Genomic DNA, 23,246 nt, shown 5'->3' with positions numbered 1-23,246 from the left:
GTGACTCCATGGCCATCGACCTCGACACGTATGTCAAGGGTGTCCTCGACGGGAAGCGGGCGGTCATCGCCCGCGCGATCACGCTCGTCGAGTCCACCCGCCCCCAACACCGGGCGCTGGCCCAGGAGTTGCTGACCGAACTGCTGCCGCACAGCGGGCGGGCGCGGCGGATCGGCGTCAGCGGGGTGCCCGGAGTGGGCAAGTCGACGTTCATCGACGCGTTCGGCACGATGCTCACCGGCCTCGGGCACCGGGTGGCCGTGCTGGCCGTCGACCCGTCGTCCAGCAGGACCGGCGGGTCGATCCTCGGCGACAAGACCCGGATGGAGCGCCTCGCCGTCGACCCCGCGGCCTTCGTCCGCCCCTCCCCCACCGCGGGCACGCTCGGCGGGGTCGCCAAGGCGACGCGCGAGTCGATCGTCGTCATGGAGGCCGCCGGTTACGACGTGGTGCTCGTGGAGACCGTCGGCGTCGGCCAGTCCGAGACGGCCGTCGCGAACATGGTCGACTCCTTCCTGCTCCTGACCCTGGCGCGGACGGGCGACCAGTTGCAGGGCATCAAGAAGGGCGTCCTGGAACTGGCCGACGTGGTCAGCGTCAACAAGGCGGACGGCCCGCACGAACGCGACGCCAAGGCCGCCGCGCGTGAACTCGCGGGTGCGCTGCGCCTCATGCACGGCAGGGACGCCTTCTGGACGCCGCCCGTCCTCAGCTGCAGCGCCCGCGAGTCGATTGGCCTGGACGCCGTCTGGGAGCGGCTCGAACAGCACCGCACGCTGCTCGACTCCTCGGGCCGGCTCGCCGGGCGCCGCCGGGACCAGCAGGTCGACTGGACCTGGACCATGGTCCGGGACGAGCTGCTCGGCAGCCTGCACGCCGACCCGTCGGTCCGCTCCCTGGCGCCCGGTCTGGAACGGCAGGTCCGCGCCGGCGAACTCACCGCCACGCTGGCCGCCGAGCGCATTCTCGACGCCTTCAGGAGCCGATGAGCCGGGCGCCCGGTCCGTGTTAATCTCAACCGTTTGGGCGGTCCCAGTTCGTCGGTCAGTCACCTTGCCGGGCCTTCCTCGGTACGTTCCCCTTACGGAAGGCTCTTCATGAACGGCTCTTTCTCCGACCTGGGCCTGCCGGCCGAGGTGCTGCGCACCCTCACCGAGCACGGTATGCGCGAGCCCTTCCCGATCCAGGCGGCCACGCTGCCCGACGCCCTCGCCGGACGCGACGTGCTCGGGCGCGGCCGCACCGGATCGGGCAAGACCCTCGCCTTCGGCCTGCCGCTGCTCGTACGGACGGCCGGCCGGCGCGCGGAGCCGAAGCAGCCCCTCGCGCTGATCCTCGTACCGACCCGGGAGCTGGCGCAGCAGGTGAGCGAGGCGCTCGCGCCGTACGCGCAGGCGCTCGGGCTGCGGATGGCCACGGTCGTCGGCGGGATCTCGATCGGCCGGCAGATCGCCGCGCTGCGCGACGGTGCCGATGTCGTCGTCGCCACTCCCGGCCGGCTGCACGACCTCATCGAACGCAAGGCGTGCCGCCTGGGCCGGGTACGGATCACCGTTCTCGACGAGGCCGACCAGATGTGCGACATGGGCTTCCTGCCGCAGGTCACCGAGGCGCTCGACCAGGTACGGCCCGACGGTCAGCGCATGCTGTTCTCGGCCACCCTGGACCGCGACGTCGACCAGCTGGTGGGCCGCTACCTGCACTCCCCCGTCGTCCACGAAGCCGACCCGTCGACGAGCTCGGTCACGACGATGGACCACCATGTGCTGGTCGTCCACGGCCCCGACCGCTACGCCGTCGCCACCGAGATCGCCGCCCGGGACGGCCGCGTCCTGCTGTTCCTGGACACCAAGCACTCCGTCGACCTGCTCACCCGGCACCTGCGGGCCAACGGCGTGCACGCGGCGGCCCTGCACAGCGGCAAGTCGCAGCCACAGCGCTCCCGGACCCTCACGCAGTTCAAGGGCGGCCAGCTCACCGTCCTGGTGGCCACCAACGTCGCGGCTCGTGGCCTGCACATCGACGACCTCGATCTCGTGGTCAACGTCGACCCGCCCACCGATCCGAAGGACTATCTGCACCGCGCGGGCCGCACCGCCCGGGCCGGGGAGTCCGGCAGGGTCGTCACGCTGGTGCTGTCGGGGCAACGCCGTGAACTGACCACGGTCATGGCCGACGCCGGCATCGAGCCGACGGTCACGAAGGTGCGCTCGGGCGAGGCGGAGCTGAGCCGTCTCACCGGCGCCAAGGCGCCCTCGGGCGGCCCGCTCGACGGGCCCGCCACACCTCCGGCCAAGAACACCAACACGCCGTTCCGCGGCCTGGGCACCACCAAGGACACGTCGCGCGGCAAGTCCCGCAAGTCCGGCGAGGCCCGCAAGCTCGCCGAGGCGCGCAAGGCGGCACAGGTGCGGCGCGGGCGCTGAGGACGGGGTCCGGTCGGCGGAACCGCGCCCAGGACGGTTACCGCTTATGCTGCAGATAGATGCTTTTGCCCTAATTCTCCGGTATGCGAGGAGCAGGCATGGCCAGCGAACCCAACGTCCGGGCCGAGGTGGGCAGCACGGTCACGCTGCGCTTCGCCGACGGCACCGAACAGGCCCTGCACATCGGCGAGTCGGCGAACGCGGACGACGCGACACTCATCACCCACGACAGTCCGCTCGGCAGCGCGCTGCTGGGCCGGTCCGCCGGCGACACGGTGCGCTACCGGACGCCGGCCGGGCAGACGACGGCAGAGGTGCTGTCGCTGGGTGACGCGTCCTGAGAGCCTGAAGAATCCGGCTCAGCTGTCCAGGCGGCGCCCGCTCAGCCAGGCGACCATCTCGGGGTCGCGGTGGTCGAAGAAGAGTGACGAGCCGGCGTCCAGGGTGGCGATGGACGCCATCTCGTCGTCGGTGAGTTCGAAGTCGAAGACATCGAGGTTCTCGGCCATGCGCTCGGGGCGGACCGACTTGGGGATCGCCACGACGTCGCGCTGCGTCAGCCAGCGCAGAGTGACCTGCGCGACGGATTTCCCGTGCGCGGCGCCGATCTCCCGCAACAGGGGGTTGGTGAACAGGTCGTTCCTGCCCTCCGCGAAGCCGCCCCAGGACTGGATCCGTACGCCGTGCTCGCGCATGAGCTCCTGGTCGCCGGTCCGCTGGAAGAACGGGTGCGTCTCGATCTGGTTGACCGCGGGCGTGACCTCGTTGTTGAGGACCAGGTCGACGAGCCGGTCGGGATGGAAGTTGGCGACGCCGATCGCCTTCACGCGGCCCGCGCGGTACAGGTCCTGCATCGCGCGCCACTGGCCGTACACGTCGCCGAGGGGCTGGTGCATCAGGTACAGGTCGAGGTGGTCGAGACCGAGCTTGTTCAGGGAGGTCTCGAAGGCGCGCTCGGTGTTGCGCTCGGCGGGCGCGTCCTGGATCCACAGCTTGGTGGTGACGAACAGTTCCTCGCGCGGGACGCCGCTGTTCCTGATGGCGCGGCCGACGGCTTCCTCGTTCTGGTAGGAGGCCGCCGTGTCGAGCAGGCGGTACCCGGCCGCAAGGGCCTCGGTGACGGCCCGCTCGGTCTGCTCGGCCGGGATCTGGTAGACGCCGAAGCCGAGGATCGGCATCTCGACGCCGTTGTTCAGGGTGACGTTCCGCATGAGTCTTCCTTGTTGCCGAGGTGGGGGGGGTGTGCGACATCCACCGTCGCGCTTTCCGGCCCCCTGCGGCAGGGCGGGCTCTTCGGGGGTAACGACAGGGCCCCCCACTCCGCCGCCGCGCAGGTCAGTGCGGTGTGACACTGAATCCATGGCATCCGAGCGCAGCACCAGCACGGGCGGAGGCGGCGGCATGGAGCTGGGCCGGTTCCTGCGGGCCCGGCGCACCCAGACCGCCCCGGAACAGGTCGGCCTCACTGTCGGCACCGGACTGCGCCGCACCCCCGGGCTGCGCCGCGAGGAACTGGCCACCCTGGCCGGCATCAGCATCGACTACTACGTGCGGCTGGAGCGCGGCAAGGAGACCCGCCCCAGCCCCTCGGTCCTCGACGCCCTCGCCCGCGCCCTGCACCTGGACGACCAGGAACATCAGCATCTGCGGGAGCTGGCCGCCCGCGCCGCCCGGTACGCGCCCGAACCGCCGCCCGCGCCGGGCCGCACGGTGCGCCCGCACCTGAAGCTCCTCCTGGAGTCGATGCGGCCGGAGCCCGCCTACATCGTCAGCCGCAGCATGGACGTCCTCGCGTGGAACCCGAGCGGCCTCGCGCTGTACGCGGGGATGGACGACTGGCCCGTCAAACAGCGCAACCTGGCCCGGTACCTCTTCCTCCACCCGGCCGCCCGCGAACTGTTCCCCGACTGGGAGAACCTGGTCCGCGCCTGCGTCTCCCGGCTGCGCGCCACCGCGGGGACCGCGCCCGACGCCCCCGACCTGGCCACCGTCGTCGGTGAACTGCTGCTCAAGAGCCCGGACTTCGCCAGGCTCTGGGAGCGCTACGACGTCACCGGCCGCAAGACCGCGCTCAAGACCTTCCGCCACCCCCACGTCGGCACGATCGGCCTCACCGCCCAGTCCATGGACGTGGAGGGCACCCCGGGCCAGCGCCTCGTCGTCTATGTCGCCGAGCCCGCGACCCCCGACCACGACGCGCTGCTCCTGCTGGACATGACCGCGCCGCAGCCGTCGCGGGCCCCCACGGAGAAACGCTGAGGGAGCCGTCCGTGACCCCTCTCGACGCGTACGGACGACTCCCGGTGGCTCAGCTCTGCCGCGTGGTGCCGGATCCCGCTCCGACCTGGGTTTCCTGGCCGGCCGCGGGCTCCTGTCCGGCCTTGTCGACCACCGCGTGAGCGAGCACGGCCGTGCTGGACATGAGGGTCCCGGCCTTGCCGTACTCGGTCTTCCTGACCAGGTAGCTGCGGGAGCCCAGGAAGGTGAGGTCGTCCTTGTCGAAGACCCACTCGGTGCGGGTGCCGAAGGACGTGTCGTCGCGGGAGATCCCGACGCCGCGCCGGCCGATGGCGTCCTCGGCGTCCGGAGCCTTGGCTACGCCCGGAATCTTCGCCGCAGCCCGGTAGAGCGCGGCACCCGTCTTGGGCGGCATCACTCCGCCGACGAGTGCGCCGATGGTCTCGAAGACCGCCTGGTCGCGCTCCTGCCCTTCGGATTCGGGCGTCTTGGCGTACAGGTACGCCAGCAGCTCGTCGGGGTCGGTGGGCAGGGACGCCAGCCAGTGGTAGGTGGGGCGGCTGAGTCCGGCGGGTGTGCCGTCGGTGTCGCCCAGCTGCGCGTTGGCGGCGGACATCTCGCCGTCGGTCCTGCTGACCCCGAGCTTGTGGAGCGGGCCCGGCTGCTGCGCGAGCCACGACTCGGTCTCCTGGAGGGGGCCGACGACCGCCTTGCCGCTGTTCAGCTCCGCCCCCGTGCCCTTCTCCCGGGTGTAGGCGAACTGATCGTCCCGCACCTGCAAAGCGTCACTCTTGCTCGCGGCCTCGGAGATCTGGTCCAGGAGCACCGTCTCGGGCCGCGTGGAGCCTGCGCCGTGCCGCTGGGTCGCCGTGGTGGCCGGAGCGTCGTCGCCCGTGGCGACGACGATGCCCGCGGTGAGGATGCCGCCGAGGGCGAGCGCCGTCACCGGCACCAGGAAGGCCGGGCGCAGCAGGCGCCGGGCGGGGCGGGGGCTGGAAGCGGCCTGGTCGTGGTCGATGCGCTGCATCAGTTGTTCCTTGTGACGGAGGTGCTGCTCGCGGGAGAGGCCGCCATGGGCCGGGGCCGGCAACAGCCGAGCGATCTCCGCGATGTCGAGGTCACGGTCCGCCTCGGCGTCCGCGGCCACCTGCTTGTCGGTCTCGTCGTTCATGCCGTTTCCTCCCTCACGGGCAGGGCCGCGATTGCGGCTTCACCAGTCATCTCTCCGCGAGCGGCGCGCGGTTCCGATTTCTTCTGCGCCTCGTCGGCGAACCTCGCGAGCTTCGCGCGGGCCCGCGACAGGCGGGAGCGCACGGTTCCGACGGGGATGCCGAGGGCGTCGGCGGTCTGCTGGTAGTCGAGGCCCGACCACACGCACAGCGTCAGTACTTCGCGCTCGTGGCGCCGCAGCCGGTCGAGCGCGCCGTGGACAGCGTCCAGCCGGCGCGCGTCGTCGATGCGTCCGACGACCTCGGGGGCGAAGTCCGCGACCACGGGCGGGTGCCGTTGGCGGGCCAGGAACGCCACGCGGCGGCGGAGTCCGCGGCGGGCGTTCTCCGCCTTGTGCGTGGCGATTCCCAGGAGCCAGGGGCGCAGGGAACCTCCCTCGGTGTGCAACCGTTCCCGTGCCCGCCAGGCGGTCAGGAACGTCTCCGACATGATGTCTTCGGCCGTCGCCCAGTCGCCGGTGAGCCAGAGCGCGTGCTGGTAGACGGAGCCGGCGCACGTCTCGTACAGCTCGGCGAACGCACCGCGTTCACCCGCGCGTACGCGCTCGCGCAGATCGTTTTCTGAGTCCCTCACGTCATTACCTCTCCGCCGCTCCGGCGGAGTTCCTGTGACCTGCGCCACGCCTGCCTCATGCGTACATCGGCGGCTTCGCCACAACGTACGTCACGAGTGCAGTGCCAAGAACGGCGCCAGGGCCAGCAGGAACGCGACCAACGCGAACGTGAGGCGCCGGGCGGGCAGCGCCCGGGCGATCCGCCAGCCGATCAGCACCCCGGCCAGTTCGGGGACCCCGACCAGCGCGGCCGGCCCCCACTCCACATCGCCGTGGGCGACGTACGCCACCGTGCCCACACTCGCGATCACGATGGACTGGGCCTGCGCGGCGGCCAGCGACGCGAGCACCGGGAGTCCGGCCACGACGAGCAGCGGCACGCTCAGCATGGGGCCCCCGAGGCCGAACAGGCCCGCCACGAACGCGACGACGACACCGATCACGACCGTACGGTTCAGGGGGAGACCGGCGCCGGGAAGGTCCGGCCGCGTCACCTCGGCCCCCGATGCCGCCGGGGTGCGGCGCTCTCGCACCCACACCAGGATCCCGGTGACCGCGACCGCGCACGCCAGCAGAGCCCCGAACCCCCGCCCCGCGACAAGGGTGTTGCACAGGACTCCCAGCGGCGTCCCGACCACGGCGACGCCGGCCAGTACCGCCGCGCAGCGCCGGGTGCCCGCCGCCCGCAGCTGCCCCGAGCGCGCGTACGCGGCCGTGCCCAGCAGGCCTGTGGCGACGTGGGTGACGATCGCGGTGCCCGCGACCCCGGACGGGGTCAGGCCGGTGAACAGGAAGAGGCCGATGGTCGGCAGCACTCCCCCGGGCCCCAGGGCGGTGATGCCGATCCCGCCGAGCAGTCCCGCCACTGCCAGCAGGACGAGGTGCGTCGTGTCCAGGCGCATCTCACTCGCCCGCCCTCTGCGGCCGGGCCCTCGGCAGCACGGTGCACAGGGCGAAACGGTCCGCGCGCACCCGCAGCGACTCGACGTCGACCGGGCGGCCGCCCGGCAGGCGCGTCAGCCGGTCGATGGTGAACAGCGCGGCGCCGTCCGCCACGTCCAGCAGCCGTGCGGTGTCCGGTTCGGCGGTGACGGCGTGCACGGTGACCTCGGCGCTGCCGAGCCGGCTGCCGCTGGTCTCCTCGATGAGCGCGAACAGGTCGCGGCCCGTCAGGCAGTGATCGAGCAGGGGCCGTCCGATGTCGGGCGCGAGCCAGGTCGAGTCGAGCGAGAGCGGGCTGCCGTCGAGGAATCTCAGCCGCTCGATGTAGACGGCCTCGCAGCCCTCGGCGAGGCCGAGCCGTTCGGTGATCGCCGGCGGGGCGTGGGGGACGACACGGGCCTCGCGCACCTCGTTGGTGACGGTGCCGTACGGGGTCAACTCCTCGGCGAGGCCGACGAGACGGTCGAGGCCGTGGCCGCACTTACGAGCCGTCACCTGGGTGCCGATGCCGCGCCGCCGGGTCAGCAGACCTTCGTCGCGCAACAGGTTCAGTGCCTCGCGGACGACGTTCCGGGAGGCCCCCAGTGACCGGCCGAGGACGCGTTCGTCCGGCAGCGTCCCGCGCTCACCACGGCCGAGGTTCCGGGAGTACTCGCCGTCGACGATGCGCTGCCGCAGCACGTCGGCCGCGCGGCGGGCCCGGGACGCCCGCCCGGCTCTCTCGTCGTACGCCATCGATCCGTTGCCGCCGTCCGCCATCGTCCGCCTCTCCCCAAGACGGCAGACCGTACGCGCTCTTGTGTTTCGCCGGGGTTACGCCACCCATCCCGACCTGCGCAAACGCCTGACCAGGGGTTCAGCGTCCGACGCGCGCGGCAACGCCGGTCACGTCCTGGTCGCGCGGTCGTAGGCGTGCACCGTCCGTTCGAGAAACGCGGCCACCGTGTCCCGCTCCTCCCGCGTCATGGACTCGGTGATCTCGGCGATGCCCGAGATCAGCGGCTCGACGTGCTCGAAGGCGGCTGTCTCCCAGTGCTCCGCGGGCGTGACGACCACCTTGCGCCGGTCGGTGGGGTGCCGCTCCCTGCTCACGTGGCCGCCGTCCGCGAGGCGGTCGATCACCAGCGTCATCGCCGCGGTCGACGTGCTGAGTTCGCGAGCGAGTTCGCTCGGCGTCGACGGTCCTACGTTGACGAGGTGATCCATCACCGCGAGCCCGGCGGGGTCGACGTGCAGCTGCCTGCCCAAGTACCGCTCGAACCGCTGCTGGCGGCGCGTCAGATGGCGCAGCCGGTCACGAATGACTTCCTCGGCGGGGGCCGCGGGCTCGGAGGACTGGTTGGCAGTCATGAGGCTGAAACTACTCCCGACATCGCTGAAGGCGTTGGCAACCAATCATGCGCGAGACCCGCGGGCCGCAGGCGGGCAGGGCCGGGTGTCACACGGTGACGTCCTGCTTCGCACCGTCGGGGCTCCCGGCCGAGCCGCCCGGGGCGAGGCCGTTCTGCTCGTCCTCGGGACGGCCCTTCTTCGGCAGCAGGAAGGTGATCGCGAGGAACGCCGCCAGCAGGCACGCCTGCACGATCAGCGCGTGGTGGAAGCCGGCGGTGAAGTCGCCGGTCCGGGCCTGCGCGAAGAACACCGAGCCGAAGACGGCCACCCCGATGGAGCCGCCGATGGACTGCACCGCGGACAGCACGCCGGAGGCGGAGCCGATCTCGTCGTCGTCGACGGCCGCGAGGATGAAGCTGAACAGCGCGGCGATCACCATGCCCGCGCCGACACCCGCCACCGTCACGCCCGGGGTGATGTCCCAGATCGAGAAGGACGCGGCGTCGAGGCCGTCGAGCTCGAACCAGAGCAGGGCCGCGCCGGCGAGCTGGACGAGCGGCCCGATCTGCAGCACCTTGCGGCCGATCCGGTCGGCGAGGACCGCGCCGCTGACGGCGCCGCCGATCGCCGTACCCACCGCGAGCGGCAGATTGCCCAGGCCCGCGTCTCCCGCGGTGAAGTGCCGGCCGATCTGCAGGTAGAGCGTGAGCACCAGCTGCGTTCCGATCAGCCCGCCGAAGAACAGGGCGATGCCGCCGAGCCCGACCGTGAACGCGGGCTTGCGCAGCAGCGCCGGGGTCACCAGCGGCTCCCGGCCGGCGGCGGCCGTACGGCGCTGACGCAGCGCGAACAGGGCGAACCCGGCAACCGACGCGGCCATGCACAGCCATGTCCACAGCGGCCAGCCGTCCTCCTGCCCCTGGTTCAGCGGCAGCACCAGCAGCGCGCAGGCCGCCGCGACCAGGGCGGCGCCCGGCACGTCGACGCTCACCGTGCGGTCGCCCGCCTTCCTCGGTACGAACATCGCGGCGATCACCAGGGCCGCGATACCGATGGGCAGGTTGACCAGGAACACCGAGCGCCAGCCGAGGCCGAAGAAGTCACCCTCGATGAGGAAGCCGCCGAGGACCGGGCCGACGATGCCGCCCAGCCCGAGAACGGGTCCGAAGATCGCGAACACCTTGGTGAGTTCGGGCCCGGAGAAGTTCTCCCGCAGCAGGCCGAGGCCCTGCGGCAGCAGCATCGCCCCGGCGGTGCCCTGCAGCAGCCGGAAGGCGATCAGCGACTCGATGTTCGGCGCCAGCGCGCACAGCAGCGAGCTCGTGGTGAAGGCCGTCAGGCCGATCAGGAACATCCGGCGCCGCCCGTAGCGGTCACCGAGTCTGCCGCCCAGCACCAGCCCGGCCCCCAGCGTGAGGGCATAGCCGCCGATCACCCACTGCAATCCGACGGGCCCGGCGCCCAGGGATGTCTCCAGTGCCGGCCCGGCGACGTTGACGATCGACGCGTCGAGGAGGTCCATGATCTCCGCGACGATCATCACCACCAGGATCAGCCAGCGCCACCGATACGGCTCGGCGGTTCGGTCGGCATCCATGTTACCTCTACTCATTGATTACCAATATCCTTAGCAATATCGAGAGTAACGTGGTCCCTGTCGATGTCAAACACACGACCACGGACGGCCTCACCTGCGGTCAACTGACGAGGGCCCGGGTCAGGGCCGCATCCCCAGCCCCCGCAGCAGCATCGGCAGCGAGGCGTGCAACTCGCGTTGCCAGTACGCCCAGCCGTGGGTTCCCGGGCCGTAGAAGTGGGTGGTCAGGTGGCGGGCTCCGAGGCGGTGCAGCCTGTCGGCCAGGGCTTGGTTCTGCCGGTTGAAGTCCGCTTCCAGGTCGCTGGTGGTACCCGGCGGGTCCAGGGGTCCTGTGGTGCCGTCACCGCACGAGAGGTGGACGGGGATCGACGTGAGGCGCCTGGCCAGGTGGTACGGGTCGTGGGCCGCCCAGACGGACCGCTGCGCGACGGGGTCGCCCCAGACCTTGAGGGGGTCGTCGCCCCGGCCGGCGAAGAAGCCCATGAGGCGCTTCCGCGACTCGTCGTTCAGGAGCGGGTGCACGGAACCGGAGAACGCCGCGGCCGCCTTGCCGGGATGCCGGGCCGCGTACATCAGTGCTCCCTGGCCGCCCATGGACAGGCCCGCCACCACGCGACGGCTGCCCGCTCCCCAGTCGCGTTCGAGGAGCCGGCGCAACTCCTGGGTGTGGAACGTCTCCCAGGCGGGGGCGCCGCCGCGGCCGTGGTTCCACCAGTCGCTGTACCAGCCGTTCCAGCTGGCCTCCGGCATGACCACGAGGACGTCGCGCAGGCTCGTGACGCCGGCGACATCGGTCATGTCCGTCCATGACGTGTAGTCGCCGCAGCAGCCGTGCAGCAGCCACAGGGTCGGCCGGCGCCGGTGGTGGTCCCGAGGGTTCCAGCCGTCGGGGGTGAGCAGGCGGACGTTCACCGTGCGGCCGCCGAGCGCTGATGAGCGTACGGACAGGTCCACCTGCCGGTCGGCGACCTGAGTGACTGCGACGACCTCGGCGCCCCGGGAGCCGGCGGCCACGGCCGGCGCGTGCGGCGCGAGGGTGAGCAGCAGCGCGGCCAGGACGAGCAGCAGGCATCTGACGCGGCGGTTCGAGGCGGCGGTCATCGCGGCTCCCGTCAGTGGGATCAGGTGGGGGCAGGCGGAATCAGGTGCGGTCGGGGGTGATCAACAGGGCGTCCCCCACCGGGCGTTCGCCGGTGGTGTCGGACGGGTCGTTGATGACGTGACCGTCGGCGACCATGGTGGTGGAGCCGCCGCCGTCGAGGTTGATCGCATCGCGCAGACCGAGTGCCTTCGCGACCGCGGCGCTCTCCGGGATGCTCAGCCCGAGCGCGCCGGTGCCGCGTCCGTCGGCGGTGACGAGCACGGTCCGCCCGGCGGCGTCCACGCCGGCCAGCGTGCGCGGATTGCGTTTGTGCACCCAGCCGTAATAGAAGCTCGGGTTGCCGGGTTGGACCATCCCGTCGGCGGCCGGGGTGATGTGCGCCCGCCCGTCACGGACCAGTTCGGGGCCGCCGTTGAGGATGCTGGTGTCGCGCGATGCCGCGACGGAACGCCCCTTCGCGTCCTTCAACCCGGCCTGCACACGCAGCTGTCGGCCCACCTCGGCGACGGCCGCGAGTCGGTTCACCTGCGTTCCGGTGGCCTGTACGGAGCTGCCGCCCTCCGGCAACGTGCCTCCGCGCGGGGAGCGCAGGTCGACCACGCGCCCGTGCCGGTCGAGCACCGCTTCCAGTCCGTCGCCCTGCGGGGTCCGCGTCCCGAACTCCGTTGTGAAGGCCACGAGTTCGTCGGAGTCGGTGCAGGTCGTGTCGTGCAGCGGCAGTGCGGTGGGGCTGTCGTCGGCGGTGCCGCCGCAGTTCCTGATCAGGCCCGGGACGCGGTCGACGCCGTCCAGCGGCAGTGTCCTGCCGGCGCCGGCCACGCGGCCCTGCCAGGTGAACCGGTCGATCCGGGTCCGCCGGGCGGAGTCCTGGACCACCAGGCCGGGGCGTCCGTCGACCGTCTCGCTCAGCAGCCGTCCGTCGTAGACACCCACTCCGGCCGGGTCCCCGGGGGCGCCGGCCTTCGGGTCGAGGACGAAGAAGCCGGCGTTGACCCCGGCCGCCGCGCCCGCGGCGGCCGCGAGGGCGCTGGTCGTCTCCCGGTTCTCCAGGTCGGGCCCGTACGACGCCTTGAGCGCGCCGCGGAACCGGTGCGGGTCGATGGTGAGCACGTCGATCCGCCACGGCCCGCGGTCGGTGCGGTTCCCGTCCCAGCCGGTGTAGGCGGCCGCGCCGGTGTACCCGGCCGCGCTCAGCCGGGCGCGTTCGGCGGTCGCCGCGGTGTCCGAGCCGAACCGGCCGACGCGGACCCGCCAGCCGAGCGAGCCCCCGGCGAAGTCCGCCACCGCGGGGGTCACGACGTCCTCGGCCCGTGCGTCGAAGCCGTCCGCGCGCAGGTCGGTGACGAGCGCGTCGGCGCTGGCCCGGTCCTTGAGCGCCGCCGGGGGCGCGTCGGGGTCCGGCGACGTGGCGCCGCCGGGGATGGACACCTCGACCGTCCACACCAGGGCGGGCGCCTCGGCGCCGCGCACGATCCGGGTGAGGGTGACCCCGGGCTGGAGCGTCCGCGTGGTGCGGGACTCGGTCAGGTCGGCGGCGCCCAGGGGCAGGCCCCGGTGCGCGTCCTGCCTCTGGTCCGAGGACGCCGGTGCCGTGCCGGCTCCCAGTACGGCGAGGACGGACAGCGTCACGCCCACGCCGAACAGTCTGCTGTTCACGAACCCCCCACGGGACACCACTTGCCGGAAGACAGCCCCGCAACGGTGCGTGTGGTCGAGACCACCAGTCAAGGCATGTACACGTAATTCATCCGGCCGCCGCACGTCCGTTCGCCGGCCGTCCCCCGCCTAGGCGCCCGGCGCCGCCGTGCTCTTGCGTACGACCAGGCTCGTCGCCAGTTCGAGCCGTGTCGTCACCGGTTCGCGCATCCGCAGCCGCATGAGCATCTGCACCGCCTCCTCGGCCATCTGCCGCAACGGCTGGTGCACCGTCGTGAGGGCGGGGCTCGACCACTGGGCCAGGGGCACGTCGTCGTAGCCGACCACGGACAGGTCCTCCGGCACGCGCAGGCCGCGCAGGCGGGCCGCCTCCAAGGCGCCGAGCGCCTGCAGGTCGCTGCCCGCGAAGATCGCGGTCGGCGGGTCGGGCAGATCGAGCAGTTCCACCGCGCGCTCGCGGCCGCCCTCGACGTGGAAGTCGCCGTAGCGCACGAGTTCGGGGTCGGCCGGGACTCCGGCCATGCTCAGCGCCGAGCGGTAGCCGTCGAGGCGGGCCAGCGAGCAGAGCATGTCGCCGGGGCCCGTGATGATGCCGATCCGCCGGTGCCCGAGTTCGACGAGGTGCCGGGTGGCGACCAGGCCGCCGTTCCAGTTGGCCGAGCCGACCGAGGGCACGTCGGGGTCGGGGTCCCCGGCCGGGTCGATGATGACGAACGGGATGGAGCGCGACCGCAGCCGCTGCTTGACCTCGGTCGGCAGCGCCGAGAAGACCAGGACCACTCCGCGCGGCCTGCGCTGGAGCACGCCCTCGATCCACTCGGGGCCCGGCGCCTGGCGCGTACCGCTCTCGGTCAGCACCACGCTGGCCTGGTGGGCCTTGGCGACCTTCTCCACGCCGCGGATCAGCTCCAGCGCCCAGACGCTCTCCAGCTCGTGGAAGACCAGCTCGATGAGGGGCGCCTCGCGGGCGGCCCGGGTGGTGCGCCGGTAGGCGTGCTCCTCCAGGAGGCGCTCCACCCTGACCCGCGTCTGCCCCGCGACATCCTGTCGCCCGTTGAGCACTTTCGAAACTGTCGAAATGGAGACCCCCGCCTCCTGGGCCACCTGAGCCAGGGTGATGCGGCCCAACTCCTCGTCATCTCGCATGTCGAGGAGCATAAGGCACCGCCAACCGCCCCCGCCTCGTAACGCTTTGGTAACTCGGTGACGCGGGGTTGACCCCTCCATGGCAGCCACCTAGCGTCCCGACGTGTGAACTTTCGGTACTTGGGCCGAAAGAGTTTCGAGAGGCGAAACCATGACACTACGCGCACGGATGCCGAGATCTGTCGCCGCCGGCGGTGCGGCGCTCGCCCTGTTGCTCACCCTGGCCGGGTGCGGTGGCTCCGACTCGGTCGGCGGAAGCGACGGGAAGATTCACGTCCTGGTATACGGCGACTCGGCGAACAAGGTCGAGAAGCAGCTGATCGCCGACTTCAACAAGAAGTCGAAGGTGAAGGCGGTCCTGGACACGATTCCGGGCGCCGACTACCAGGCCAAGTTGCAGACGATCATCAGCAGCAAGCAGGCCCCGGACATCTTCTACAACTGGGGCGGCGGCAGCATCAAGCCGTTCGTCGACGCGGGCCTGCTGCTCCCCCTGGACGACTTCATCGCCAAGGACCCGGGGCTGAAGTCGAAGTTCCTGCCCTCCGTGTTCAACAGCGCCATGGTCGACGGCAAGCCGTACGGCATCCCGATGCGCGGCACCCAGCCGGTGCTGCTCTTCCACAACAAGAACGTCCTCGACAAGGCGGGCGTCACACCGCCCACGACGTGGAACGAACTGCTGACCGCCGTCAAGGCGCTCAAGGGCGAGGGCGTCACGCCGATCGCGCTCGGCGGCGGCGACCGGTGGCCGACCCTCATGTGGTTCGAGTACCTCTACGACCGTGTCGCCGGCCCCGACCTGTTCCAGAAGGCGGTCAAGGGCGACAAGACGGCCTGGGAGAGCGCCGACAGCAAGAAGGCGCTCGGCATGATCAAGGAACTGGTCGACGCCGGGGCGTTCGGCTCCAACTACGACTCCGTGAAGTTCACCGACCAGGGCTCGCCGACCCTGCTCGCCACCGGCAAGGCCGGATTCGAGCTGATGGGTTCCTGGGAGTACTCGACGCAGCAGGAGGCCCACCCCGCCTTCGCGAAGAAGGACTTCGGATACACCTCCTTCCCGACGGTCGCCGGCGGCAAGGGTGAACCCGGCGACCTCGTCGGCAACACCAACAACTTCTACTCCGTCCTGAAGAAGACGAAGTACCCCGACGCCGTGGCGCAGTTCCTGAAGATGCAGTACTCGGACGAGTTCGTGAAGGCGCATCTCGGCATCGGCAACCTGCCCACCACGACGAACACGGCCGATCACCTGGACGAGGCCGCGAGCCCCGACTACGCGAAGTTCCAGTACGACCTGGTGAAGAAGGCCCCCTCCTTCCAGCTGTCGTGGGACCAGGCCTACCCGCAGTCGGCGTCGACCTCGATGTACCAGGCCATCCAGCAGTTCTTCAACGGCCAGCTCGACGAGGACGGCTTCGTCAAGGCGATGCAGGCCCTGCCCACGTCATGACCGACACGCACATACGCGCCTCCGCGGCCGGGGTGGGCCGGCCCGGCGTCGGCTGGGCGGTCCCCGCCGCGGTGTTCTTCGGCCTCTTCGCCCTCGTCCCGCTGGTCCTCGTCGCCGTCCTGTCGTTCGCCAGCTGGAACGGTCTGACCGACCCGGAGTTCGTCGGGCTCGACAACTGGCGCAAGCTCTTCGCCGATCCCGTGATGCTCCAAAGCCTGTGGCTGAGCCTCCTGTTGACCGTGCTCGGTGTGGCCGTACAGACGCCGCTCAGTCTGCTCCTCGGGGTCTGGGCCGCAGGGCACCAGCGCAACCGGGCCGTCCTTTCCGCGATCTACTTCGTGCCGCTGCTGCTGTCCGCGGCCGCCGTGTCCGTCCTGTGGCGCGCCGTCCTCGACCCGAACTTCGGGGTGCCGGCGCAGGCCACGTGGCTGTTCGGCGACGGCAACCTCTTCGGGCACCAGACCACCGCCATCGGCGTCCTCGTGTTCGTGAGCACCTGGCAGTTCACGCCGCTGCACACACTGATCTACCAGGGCGCCGCCCGCGCCGTGCCCCCGGTCCTCTACCAGGCGGCGCAGATCGACGGCGCGGGCACGGTGCGCCAGTTCTTCCACATCACCCTGCCGCAGCTGCGCAACAGCATCATCACCTCGGGAATCCTGATGGTGGTCGGCGGCCTGACCACGTTCGACACGGTGCTGATCCTCACCCAGGGCGGACCCGGCACGGACACCACGATCAGCGCGTACTACATGTACCAAAAGGCGTTCAAGAGCTTCGACTACGGTTCGGCCTCCGCGGTCGGCCTCCTCCTGGTTCTCGTCGCCACGGTCGTCTCGCTCGTCATGGTGCGGCTGTCCGGCTACGACAAGATGCGCAGCCAGCTGGAGGGCCTGTGACGGCTACCAAGACTGTGACCGGCACCAAGACCGGGGCAGCCCGCCGGGAGCGCCCCAACTACCTCGCCGGATTCGGCTCGTTGATCTGGCTGTTCCTGGTCGGTCTGCCCCTGTACGTGATGCTGGTGGCCACGTTCCAGTCGCGTTCCGACTACGGCGACAGCGGACCGCTGTCCCTCCCGCACCACTTCACGCTCGACAACTACATCAGCAACTTCAACAGCGGCTTCGGGCAGTACTTCCTCAACACCCTGATCGTCACGGTCTGCGTGGTCGGGATCGTCCTGCTGCTCGTGCCGCCGCTCGGGTACGCCATCGTGCGGGGCCGCGGCCGGCTGACCGGAGGGGTGTTCCGGCTGTTCCTGCTGGGCCTCGCGATCCCCGCGCAGGCCGTCATCGTGCCGATGTTCTACGTGATCAGCGAGGCCGGCCTCTACGACAACCTCATCGGCGTCATCCTGCCGACGGCCGCCTTCGCGATGCCCGTGTGCACCCTCATCCTGACCGGGGCCATGCGGGACATCACGCCCGAGCTGTACGAGGCGATGACGATGGACGGCGCGTCACCGTGGCGGATCTTCTTCCGTCTGGTGCTGCCGCTGTCCCGCAGTGGCCTTTCGACCATCACCGTGTACTCCGCGCTTCAAGCGTGGAACGGCTTCCTCTTCCCGCTGGTCCTCACGCAGTCCGCGGAATCCAAGGTCATCACCATGGGTCTCTACGACTTCCAGACCGAACACGGCGTCGACATCCCCGGCCTGCTCTCCGCGGTCGTGCTGTCCATGCTCCCCATCCTGATCGTCTACCTGTTCGCCCGTCGTGCCCTGGTGCAGGGGCTGATGGGAGTCGGAGGAAAGTGACCGACCACATGACCCGAGCGGACCGAGAACCCGACAGCTCCCCCGCCCCGCTGTGGCGCGATCCGGGCGCCGCCCCCGCGGACCGGGCCGACGCCCTGCTCGCCGAGATGACCCTGGAGGAGAAGATCGCCCAGCTCTTCGGAGTCTGGGTGGGGGCCTCGGCGGAGGGCGGCGACGTCGCCCCGTACCAGCACGACATGGAGGAGACCGTCGATCTCGACGAGCTTCTCCCGCAGGGGCTCGGCCAGTTGACCCGGCCCTTCGGGACCGCTCCCGTCGACCCGGCCCTCGGCGCCCTCTCACTGGCGCGGACGCAGCGGCGGATCGCCGCGGCGAACCGGTTCGGCATCCCCGCCCTCGCCCATGAGGAGTGCCTGGCCGGGTTCGCCGCCTGGGGCGCCACCGCCTACCCGGTGCCGCTGTCCTGGGGCGCCACCTTCGACCCCGATCTAATCCGTGAGATGGCCGCGGCCATCGGGCACGACATGCGCTCGGTCGGCATCCACCAGGGTCTCGCCCCGGTCCTCGACGTCGTGCGTGACGCACGCTGGGGCCGGGTCGAGGAGACGATCGGCGAGGACCCGTACCTCGTCGGCACCGTCGCCACCGCCTACGTACAGGGCCTGGAATCCGCCGGGATCGTCGCCACGCTCAAGCACTTCGCCGGGTACTCCGCGTCCCGGGCCGGCCGCAACCTCGCCCCCGTCTCCATGGGGGCGAGGGAGTTCGCCGACGTCATCCTGCAGCCGTTCGAGATGGCCGTGCGCGAGAGCGGCGTACGGTCCGTGATGCACGCCTACACGGACACCGACGGGATCCCGTCCGCCGCCGACGAACAGCTCCTGACCGGGCTGCTCCGCGACACCTGGGGCTTCGAAGGAACGGTCGTCGCCGACTACTTCGGCATCGCGTTCCTCCAGACCCTGCACGGGGTGGCCGGTTCACTGGGGGAGGCCGCGGGCGCCGCGCTCGCGGCCGGCGTCGACGTGGAACTGCCGACGGTGAAGGCCTTCGGCGAACCCCTGCGCAAGGCGATCGCCGACGGGCTCGTGCCGGAGCACCTGGTGGACCGCGCGGCCCGCCGGGTCCTCACCCAGAAAGCCGAGTCCGGCCTGCTGGACCCGGACTGGGACCCGGCCCCCGCCGTCCTGACGGGCATCGACGCCGAGCACGCCCGGGGCACGGTCGACCTGGACACCACGGGCAACCGCGACCTCGCCCGCCGCGTCGCAGAAGAGTCCGTGGTCCTCCTGACCAACGACGGCACGCTTCCCCTCGCCCCGGAACCGGCGGCCCGCGTCGCCGTGATCGGCCCTCTCGCCGAGACGCCGACGGCCGTTCTGGGCTGCTACTCGTTCCCGGTACACGTCGGCAGTCGTACGCCCGAGACGCCGCTCGGCATCGAACTGCCCACGCTGCGCGAGGCGTTGGCGGCGGAATTCTCCGACAGCGAGATCGTCACGGCGCGCGGACTCGACGCGGTGGACGCGCCGCGCGGCGACGGTTTCGCGGCCGCCGTCGAGCTGGCCCGGGGCGCCGATGTGGTCGTCGCCGCGCTCGGCGACCGGGCCGGCCTGTTCGGACGCGGCACCAGCGGAGAGGGCTGCGACGTCGCCTCGCTCGCCCTGCCCGGAGCCCAGCAGGAACTGCTCGACGCGCTTCTCGACACCGGCACGCCCGTCGTCGTGACGCTGCTCGCCGGCCGCCCCTACGTCCTGGGGCGGGCGACGGACGAGGCCGCCGCCGTCGTGCAGACCTTCTTCCCCGGCGAAGAGGGCACCCGCGCGCTGGCCGGGATCCTCAGCGGCCGCGTACACCCCTCCGGCCGGCTGCCGATCGGGGTACCCCGGCAGACCGGGGCGCAGCCCGCGACCTACCTCGCGGCCCGCCTCGGACAGGCCTCCGAGGTGTCGAACCTCGATCCGGGTCCGGCCTTCGCCTTCGGCCACGGACTGGCGTACACCACATTCGAGTGGAGCGATCTGGAGGTGTCCGGCGGCCAAATAGCCTCCACCGACGGCGAGTTCGAGGTCGCCTGCACGGTCCGCAACACCGGGGCGCGGCCCGGCACCGAAGTCGTACAGCTCTATCTGCACGACCCGGTCGCCTCGGTCGTGCAGCCCGTCCAGCGCCTCATCGGCTACGCGCGCCCGGCCGAACTGGCGCCGGGCGAGGCGGTACGGATACGGGCCCGGGTGCCGGCCGACCTGGCCGCGTTCACCGGGCGGGCGGGCCGACGCGTGGTGGAACCCGGGGAGCTGGAACTGCGCCTGGCCTCGTCGAGCAGCCGCACGCGGCTGACCGCGCATCTCACGCTCACCGGGGCCGTCCGGGAAGTCGACCACAGTCGTCACCTGCACGCCCGGCTGACGACGGAGGCGGTTGCGCCGAGCGCTTGAGCGGTTTCGTGTACCTACACGCCCGTGTGCCCGGCTGCCCGAAGAGGGGCCGGGCACACGGCCTCTCGGCTCGAAACACTTTCGACCGAACGTCTCCCCGTGGCGGAACGGCACCTCGAAGCAGCGTGGCGTGGCCTGCCGGATGAGTCGTGACCGATGGCCGCGCGAGCCTCAAAATGCCTCTTGACAGGCGTTGAGGGCGCTTGAGATCGAAAATCGATGCGCGCCACCGACACTGAAAAGCTTTCGCTCTCAATGTCGAAACCGTTGACACTTTGACGCGCTCACGCCAATCTCATCCGCACCACCCACCCCACGAACGCCAGGAGGATGCGTGCACCAGGACGACACCCCCACCCGGATCAGCCGCAGGAGCGCCCTCACCGGCGCCGGCGCCTTCGCGCTGGCCACGGCGTCCGGACTGCTCCTGCCCGGCTCGGCACACGCGGACACGACGATCACCACGAACCAGACCGGGACCAACAACGGCTACTACTACTCGTTCTGGACCGACGGCGGCGGCTCCGTCTCCATGACGCTGGGCTCCGGCGGCAAATACGGCGCCAACTGGACCAACTGCGGCAACTTCGTCTGCGGCAAGGGCTGGAGCAACGGCAGCCGCCGCACGGTCAACTACTCCGGCAGCTTCAACCCGTCCGGCAACGGCTACCTGGCCCTGTACGGATGGACCTCGAACCCGCTCGTCGAGTACTACATCGTCGACAACTGGGGCACCTACCGGCCCACCGGCACGTACAAGGGGACGGTGACCAGCGACGGCGGCACGTACGACATCTACCAGACGACGCGGTACAACGCCCCGTCGGTGGAAGGCACCAAGACCTTCAACCAGTACTGGAGCGTGCGCCAGTCCAGGAGAACGGGCGGCACCATCACCACCGGCAACCACTTCGACGCGTGGGGCCGGGCCGGCATGCCCATGGGCAGCTTCAGCTACTACATGATCCTGGCGACCGAGGGCTACCAGAGCAGCGGCAGCTCCAGCCTCACGGTGAGCTGAGCTCCGCACGCGCCACATTCCGGCGGCACGGGAGAACCGCACCGTCTCCTGTGCCGCCTCTTCCAGCGCCCCGGCCGGCCGGGCGACGAGAACCGCCGGGCCGGGACGGTGCAGCAATAACATGTATCGCCGCGGGTGGCAGCAGATCTAGCCTGTCGGACATGCATCAGCACCGCAGGCGCGACCGGCAACCAGTTCGCCGTGCGGGGCGGGCGCGAGTCCGGCAGCAGGCTCCGGCGGTGGCGGTGGCGGTGGCGGTCGAGGGTGCCGATGTCGTGCTTGTCGGCTACTTCTCCGGTAAGCAGAAGGACTTCGCCGCGTTGATGGATACGGCGGCTCAGGAGATGACAGCGCGTGGTGCAACGGTCGTTGGTCGCGTCGTGCAACGGCGTGGTGTCTCGGCCGGCGGGGCCCAGAAGATGGCGCTGCCCTATTCCTCGCGGACCCCCCTGAGCTACGGAAAACTTCGTGAAACAGCCGCGCTCTGTGAGCAGACCCAGGCCGACTCGGCGGTCTTCCTGGCCTCCCTGACGAAGCGCCAGCGGCACGTCCTGACAGGGATCCTCGGCTGCCCCGCGATGAGCCTCGCCGTTGCCCCGACAGCGGATTGAACGCGTTCCAGCGGCGGCGCTTCGGCTTCTCGATCGCCATCACCACGACGCTGACGGCCATGATGACGAGCGCCACGAGCAACCGGCCGGTGGGCCAGCCGATGAACAACGCCACGACGCACGGGACAACAGCCACCAAGAAACCGATATGGGCCCAGAACCTGGGCATCACAAGCCGATTTCACCGGCAGCTACACAACTTCGACGAAGTTCCAGGGCGCCTACCTGAGAGGCGCCCGATTCAGCGTGGACCAAGTGCCCCTGGACGGAGCCGAGTTCAAGGACGCCGGGATCGACAGGACCGCCCGCACCAGGAATCCCCCCGGAAGAGACGGCTGAAGACAAGGCGTCATCCCACGTCGGGCAAGTGCCCGGTCCCGGGCGGCAGCGGTGGCGGTTCCTCGTGCTGCCGTTCCGCCTTCCGCGCGTTCTCCTGCCGCAGCGTCGTCAACCACGGCCACAAGTCCGGCAGCGCCTGTCCAGGACAGGCCAGTTCGTGCAAGATGCGGCACCTCTGGAACGGATCCGGCGGGCACACGCCGTACAGCGCCACCCTGCCGTCGGACAGTTCGATCCACCGGTGATCCGCCGGAACCGTGTGGGCGAGGAGCAGCATGTCCGGTTCCAACAGCACCGGTTCATGCTCCAACGTCTGCACCTGCTCCTGTGGCAACCCGCAAGCCGGGCACGGCAATTGGGCACTGCCCAGCCTGCGGACCTTCTCGTTGAAATCCCCCATAGCAGAAGCGTGCGAGCTGCACGCAGCCAACACACGACCCACATCGGACGGGAGGGACGAGGCTCGGGCGATGCCACGGGACAGACGAGTCGACACGTGCACCGTCACACCACTCACGCCCCACAAGCAGTGGCTGAACACGCCCTCTGGACACCAACGCCCCCGGCCCCATACAGGGGCGCCTCCCACACCTGTGGTCAGCACATGACGTGCCGCCCGTACGTCACCACAGGCTCACCGCACGGCCGGCCGATCACAGAAGACCTCGCGACGACGCAAAACCGGTCTCAGACCAGGGACTTGCCGGTCGGGACGACGACTCCGTAGAGGTCGGCGATGGTGGCGAGCGCGCCGTGGTGGATCTGGTCCGCGGACAGCTCGGCACCCACGGAGCGCAGGGGCCGCGTGGCGGCGGCGTCGGCGACGACCGTGGGCCGGTTACCGCGCAGGAACGCGCCCTGCGTGGTGAACAGCACGCACATGTGCGTCATGAACCCGGCGACGATCACGGTCTCGTGCCCGGCGGCGTCGACGTGGTCGCCCAGGTCGGTGCCGACGAACGCGTCCGGGGCCTGCTTGACGACGACGGGCTCGCCGTCGACGGGGGCCACGCGCGGGTGGATCCGCCCGATCTCCTCGCGAATGTCGTACGGGCTGCCCTCGCCGCCGTCGTGGATGACGTGGACGACCTTGGCACCCGCCTCCCGGGCCCGGGCGAGGAGTTCGGCGGCGGCGTCGAGCGCGGCCTGCCAGCCCGTCAGCTCCAGGACGCCACGGGTGTACGTGTTCTGGTAGTCGACCAAAATCAGGGTCGAGTCGGCGAGCGACGCGGGCGTCTCGTCGAAGCCGTTGAGTGCGCGCAGAGTGGTCGTCGTAGCGTTCGTCGTGTCCATGGGAGTACCGCCTCGGGAGTCGGGCCGCTTTGCGCCGGCCGGTTTCGCGGGTCACCGCCGGGTGACCTCGTCCGAAACGCTATGTCCGGCCCACCAGTGTCGGCAATGTCGTCTAACCTGCAGATCCGGACATCGCCTGGGGGGCA

The 23,246-nt window shown here is 70.8% G+C and carries 22 protein-coding genes and 1 pseudogene; 11 read left to right on the top strand and 12 right to left on the bottom strand.

The window, feature by feature from the left end:
• The first annotated feature begins 8 nt into the window (after window positions 1-8).
• The 3 genes from meaB to AB0J02_RS13535 all read left to right on the top strand — a co-directional run bounded on the left by meaB (window position 9) and on the right by AB0J02_RS13535 (window position 2,767).
• A complete protein-coding gene (meaB, locus tag AB0J02_RS13545) occupies window positions 9-989 on the top strand; it encodes a methylmalonyl Co-A mutase-associated GTPase MeaB (RefSeq protein ID WP_363193782.1) in 981 nt (326 codons plus the stop codon).
• A gap of 108 nt (window positions 990-1,097) precedes the next feature.
• Complete coding sequence (locus AB0J02_RS13540; RefSeq protein WP_363193781.1) at window positions 1,098-2,426, top strand: DEAD/DEAH box helicase; 1,329 nt, start codon at window positions 1,098-1,100, stop codon at window positions 2,424-2,426.
• Window positions 2,427-2,524: 98 nt separating this feature from the next.
• On the top strand, window positions 2,525-2,767 hold the full coding sequence (locus AB0J02_RS13535; protein WP_363193780.1) for a GreA/GreB family elongation factor: 243 nt from the start codon (window positions 2,525-2,527) through the stop codon (window positions 2,765-2,767).
• Window positions 2,768-2,785: 18 nt separating this feature from the next.
• On the opposite strand, the gene AB0J02_RS13530 is transcribed toward AB0J02_RS13535, so the two are convergent.
• Window positions 2,786-3,637, bottom strand: a complete 852-nt coding sequence (locus tag AB0J02_RS13530; RefSeq protein ID WP_363193779.1) for an aldo/keto reductase — start codon at window positions 3,635-3,637, stop codon at window positions 2,786-2,788.
• A gap of 148 nt (window positions 3,638-3,785) precedes the next feature.
• Between AB0J02_RS13530 and AB0J02_RS13525 the strand changes: the two genes are divergently transcribed.
• The gene (locus AB0J02_RS13525) at window positions 3,786-4,685 is read left to right on the top strand and encodes a helix-turn-helix transcriptional regulator (RefSeq protein WP_363193778.1); all 900 of its coding nucleotides are present in this window, start codon (window positions 3,786-3,788) and stop codon (window positions 4,683-4,685) included.
• A gap of 49 nt (window positions 4,686-4,734) precedes the next feature.
• Here the strand turns inward: AB0J02_RS13525 and AB0J02_RS13520 are convergent, their stop codons facing one another.
• The 9 genes from AB0J02_RS13520 to AB0J02_RS13480 form a co-directional block, all read right to left on the bottom strand.
• The gene (locus AB0J02_RS13520) at window positions 4,735-5,835 is read right to left on the bottom strand and encodes a CU044_5270 family protein (protein ID WP_363193777.1); all 1,101 of its coding nucleotides are present in this window, start codon (window positions 5,833-5,835) and stop codon (window positions 4,735-4,737) included.
• Window positions 5,832-6,467, bottom strand: coding sequence for an RNA polymerase sigma factor (locus AB0J02_RS13515; RefSeq protein ID WP_363193776.1), 636 nt, complete (start codon window positions 6,465-6,467; stop codon window positions 5,832-5,834). The genes AB0J02_RS13520 and AB0J02_RS13515 overlap by 4 nt, the downstream gene beginning before the upstream one ends.
• Before the next feature lie 90 nt (window positions 6,468-6,557).
• Window positions 6,558-7,349: a sulfite exporter TauE/SafE family protein gene (locus AB0J02_RS13510; RefSeq protein WP_363193775.1), complete on the bottom strand. Its 792-nt coding sequence runs from the start codon at window positions 7,347-7,349 to the stop codon at window positions 6,558-6,560.
• Between the two features lies 1 nt (window position 7,350).
• A complete protein-coding gene (locus AB0J02_RS13505; RefSeq protein WP_363193774.1) occupies window positions 7,351-8,148 on the bottom strand; it encodes a GntR family transcriptional regulator in 798 nt (265 codons plus the stop codon).
• Window positions 8,149-8,274: 126 nt separating this feature from the next.
• Entirely contained in the window at window positions 8,275-8,739 is a 465-nt protein-coding gene (locus AB0J02_RS13500; protein WP_363193773.1) for a MarR family transcriptional regulator, read from the bottom strand.
• A gap of 88 nt (window positions 8,740-8,827) precedes the next feature.
• A complete protein-coding gene (locus AB0J02_RS13495; protein WP_363193772.1) occupies window positions 8,828-10,318 on the bottom strand; it encodes an MFS transporter in 1,491 nt (496 codons plus the stop codon).
• A 120-nt stretch (window positions 10,319-10,438) separates the two neighbouring features.
• Complete coding sequence (locus AB0J02_RS13490) at window positions 10,439-11,419, bottom strand: alpha/beta hydrolase family protein (protein ID WP_363193771.1); 981 nt, start codon at window positions 11,417-11,419, stop codon at window positions 10,439-10,441.
• 40 nt (window positions 11,420-11,459) lie between these two features.
• Window positions 11,460-13,076, bottom strand: coding sequence for a phosphodiester glycosidase family protein (locus AB0J02_RS13485; RefSeq protein ID WP_363193770.1), 1,617 nt, complete (start codon window positions 13,074-13,076; stop codon window positions 11,460-11,462).
• Window positions 13,077-13,205: 129 nt separating this feature from the next.
• The gene (locus AB0J02_RS13480; RefSeq protein ID WP_363193769.1) at window positions 13,206-14,234 is read right to left on the bottom strand and encodes a LacI family DNA-binding transcriptional regulator; all 1,029 of its coding nucleotides are present in this window, start codon (window positions 14,232-14,234) and stop codon (window positions 13,206-13,208) included.
• A gap of 139 nt (window positions 14,235-14,373) precedes the next feature.
• Here AB0J02_RS13480 and AB0J02_RS13475 point away from each other — a divergent pair, with 139 nt between their 5' ends.
• The 7 genes and pseudogenes from AB0J02_RS13475 to AB0J02_RS13445 form a co-directional block, all read left to right on the top strand.
• Window positions 14,374-15,678 carry an extracellular solute-binding protein gene (locus AB0J02_RS13475; protein WP_363193768.1) on the top strand — a complete coding sequence of 435 codons (1,305 nt, stop codon included), beginning with the start codon at window positions 14,374-14,376 and terminating at the stop codon, window positions 15,676-15,678.
• The gene (locus AB0J02_RS13470) at window positions 15,675-16,577 is read left to right on the top strand and encodes a sugar ABC transporter permease (RefSeq protein WP_363193767.1); all 903 of its coding nucleotides are present in this window, start codon (window positions 15,675-15,677) and stop codon (window positions 16,575-16,577) included. The genes AB0J02_RS13475 and AB0J02_RS13470 overlap by 4 nt, the downstream gene beginning before the upstream one ends.
• Window positions 16,574-17,437, top strand: coding sequence for a carbohydrate ABC transporter permease (locus AB0J02_RS13465; RefSeq protein WP_363193766.1), 864 nt, complete (start codon window positions 16,574-16,576; stop codon window positions 17,435-17,437). The genes AB0J02_RS13470 and AB0J02_RS13465 overlap by 4 nt, the downstream gene beginning before the upstream one ends.
• Before the next feature lie 107 nt (window positions 17,438-17,544).
• On the top strand, window positions 17,545-19,836 hold the full coding sequence (locus AB0J02_RS13460) for a glycoside hydrolase family 3 N-terminal domain-containing protein (protein ID WP_363193866.1): 2,292 nt from the start codon (window positions 17,545-17,547) through the stop codon (window positions 19,834-19,836).
• A 361-nt stretch (window positions 19,837-20,197) separates the two neighbouring features.
• Window positions 20,198-20,857: a glycoside hydrolase family 11 protein gene (locus tag AB0J02_RS13455; RefSeq protein ID WP_363193865.1), complete on the top strand. Its 660-nt coding sequence runs from the start codon at window positions 20,198-20,200 to the stop codon at window positions 20,855-20,857.
• A 161-nt stretch (window positions 20,858-21,018) separates the two neighbouring features.
• On the top strand, window positions 21,019-21,468 hold the full coding sequence (locus AB0J02_RS13450) for a hypothetical protein (protein WP_363193765.1): 450 nt from the start codon (window positions 21,019-21,021) through the stop codon (window positions 21,466-21,468).
• A 177-nt stretch (window positions 21,469-21,645) separates the two neighbouring features.
• Window positions 21,646-21,807, top strand: a pseudogene (locus AB0J02_RS13445) (hypothetical protein); the annotation flags it as partial.
• Window positions 21,808-21,817: 10 nt separating this feature from the next.
• On the opposite strand, the gene AB0J02_RS13440 reads toward AB0J02_RS13445, so the two are convergent.
• Both AB0J02_RS13440 and AB0J02_RS13435 read right to left on the bottom strand, forming a co-directional pair.
• The gene (locus AB0J02_RS13440; RefSeq protein WP_363193764.1) at window positions 21,818-22,207 is read right to left on the bottom strand and encodes a DUF6083 domain-containing protein; all 390 of its coding nucleotides are present in this window, start codon (window positions 22,205-22,207) and stop codon (window positions 21,818-21,820) included.
• 287 nt (window positions 22,208-22,494) lie between these two features.
• Entirely contained in the window at window positions 22,495-23,100 is a 606-nt protein-coding gene (locus tag AB0J02_RS13435) for an isochorismatase family protein (protein WP_363193763.1), read from the bottom strand.
• Window positions 23,101-23,246: the final 146 nt, after the last annotated feature.

It is taken from the genome of Streptomyces sp. NPDC050264 (assembly GCF_040655895.1).
Taxonomy (GTDB): Bacteria; Actinomycetota; Actinomycetes; order Streptomycetales; family Streptomycetaceae; genus Streptomyces.
Note: the sequence above shows the minus strand (reverse complement) of the source record. Positions and strands in the feature narration are given on the sequence as shown.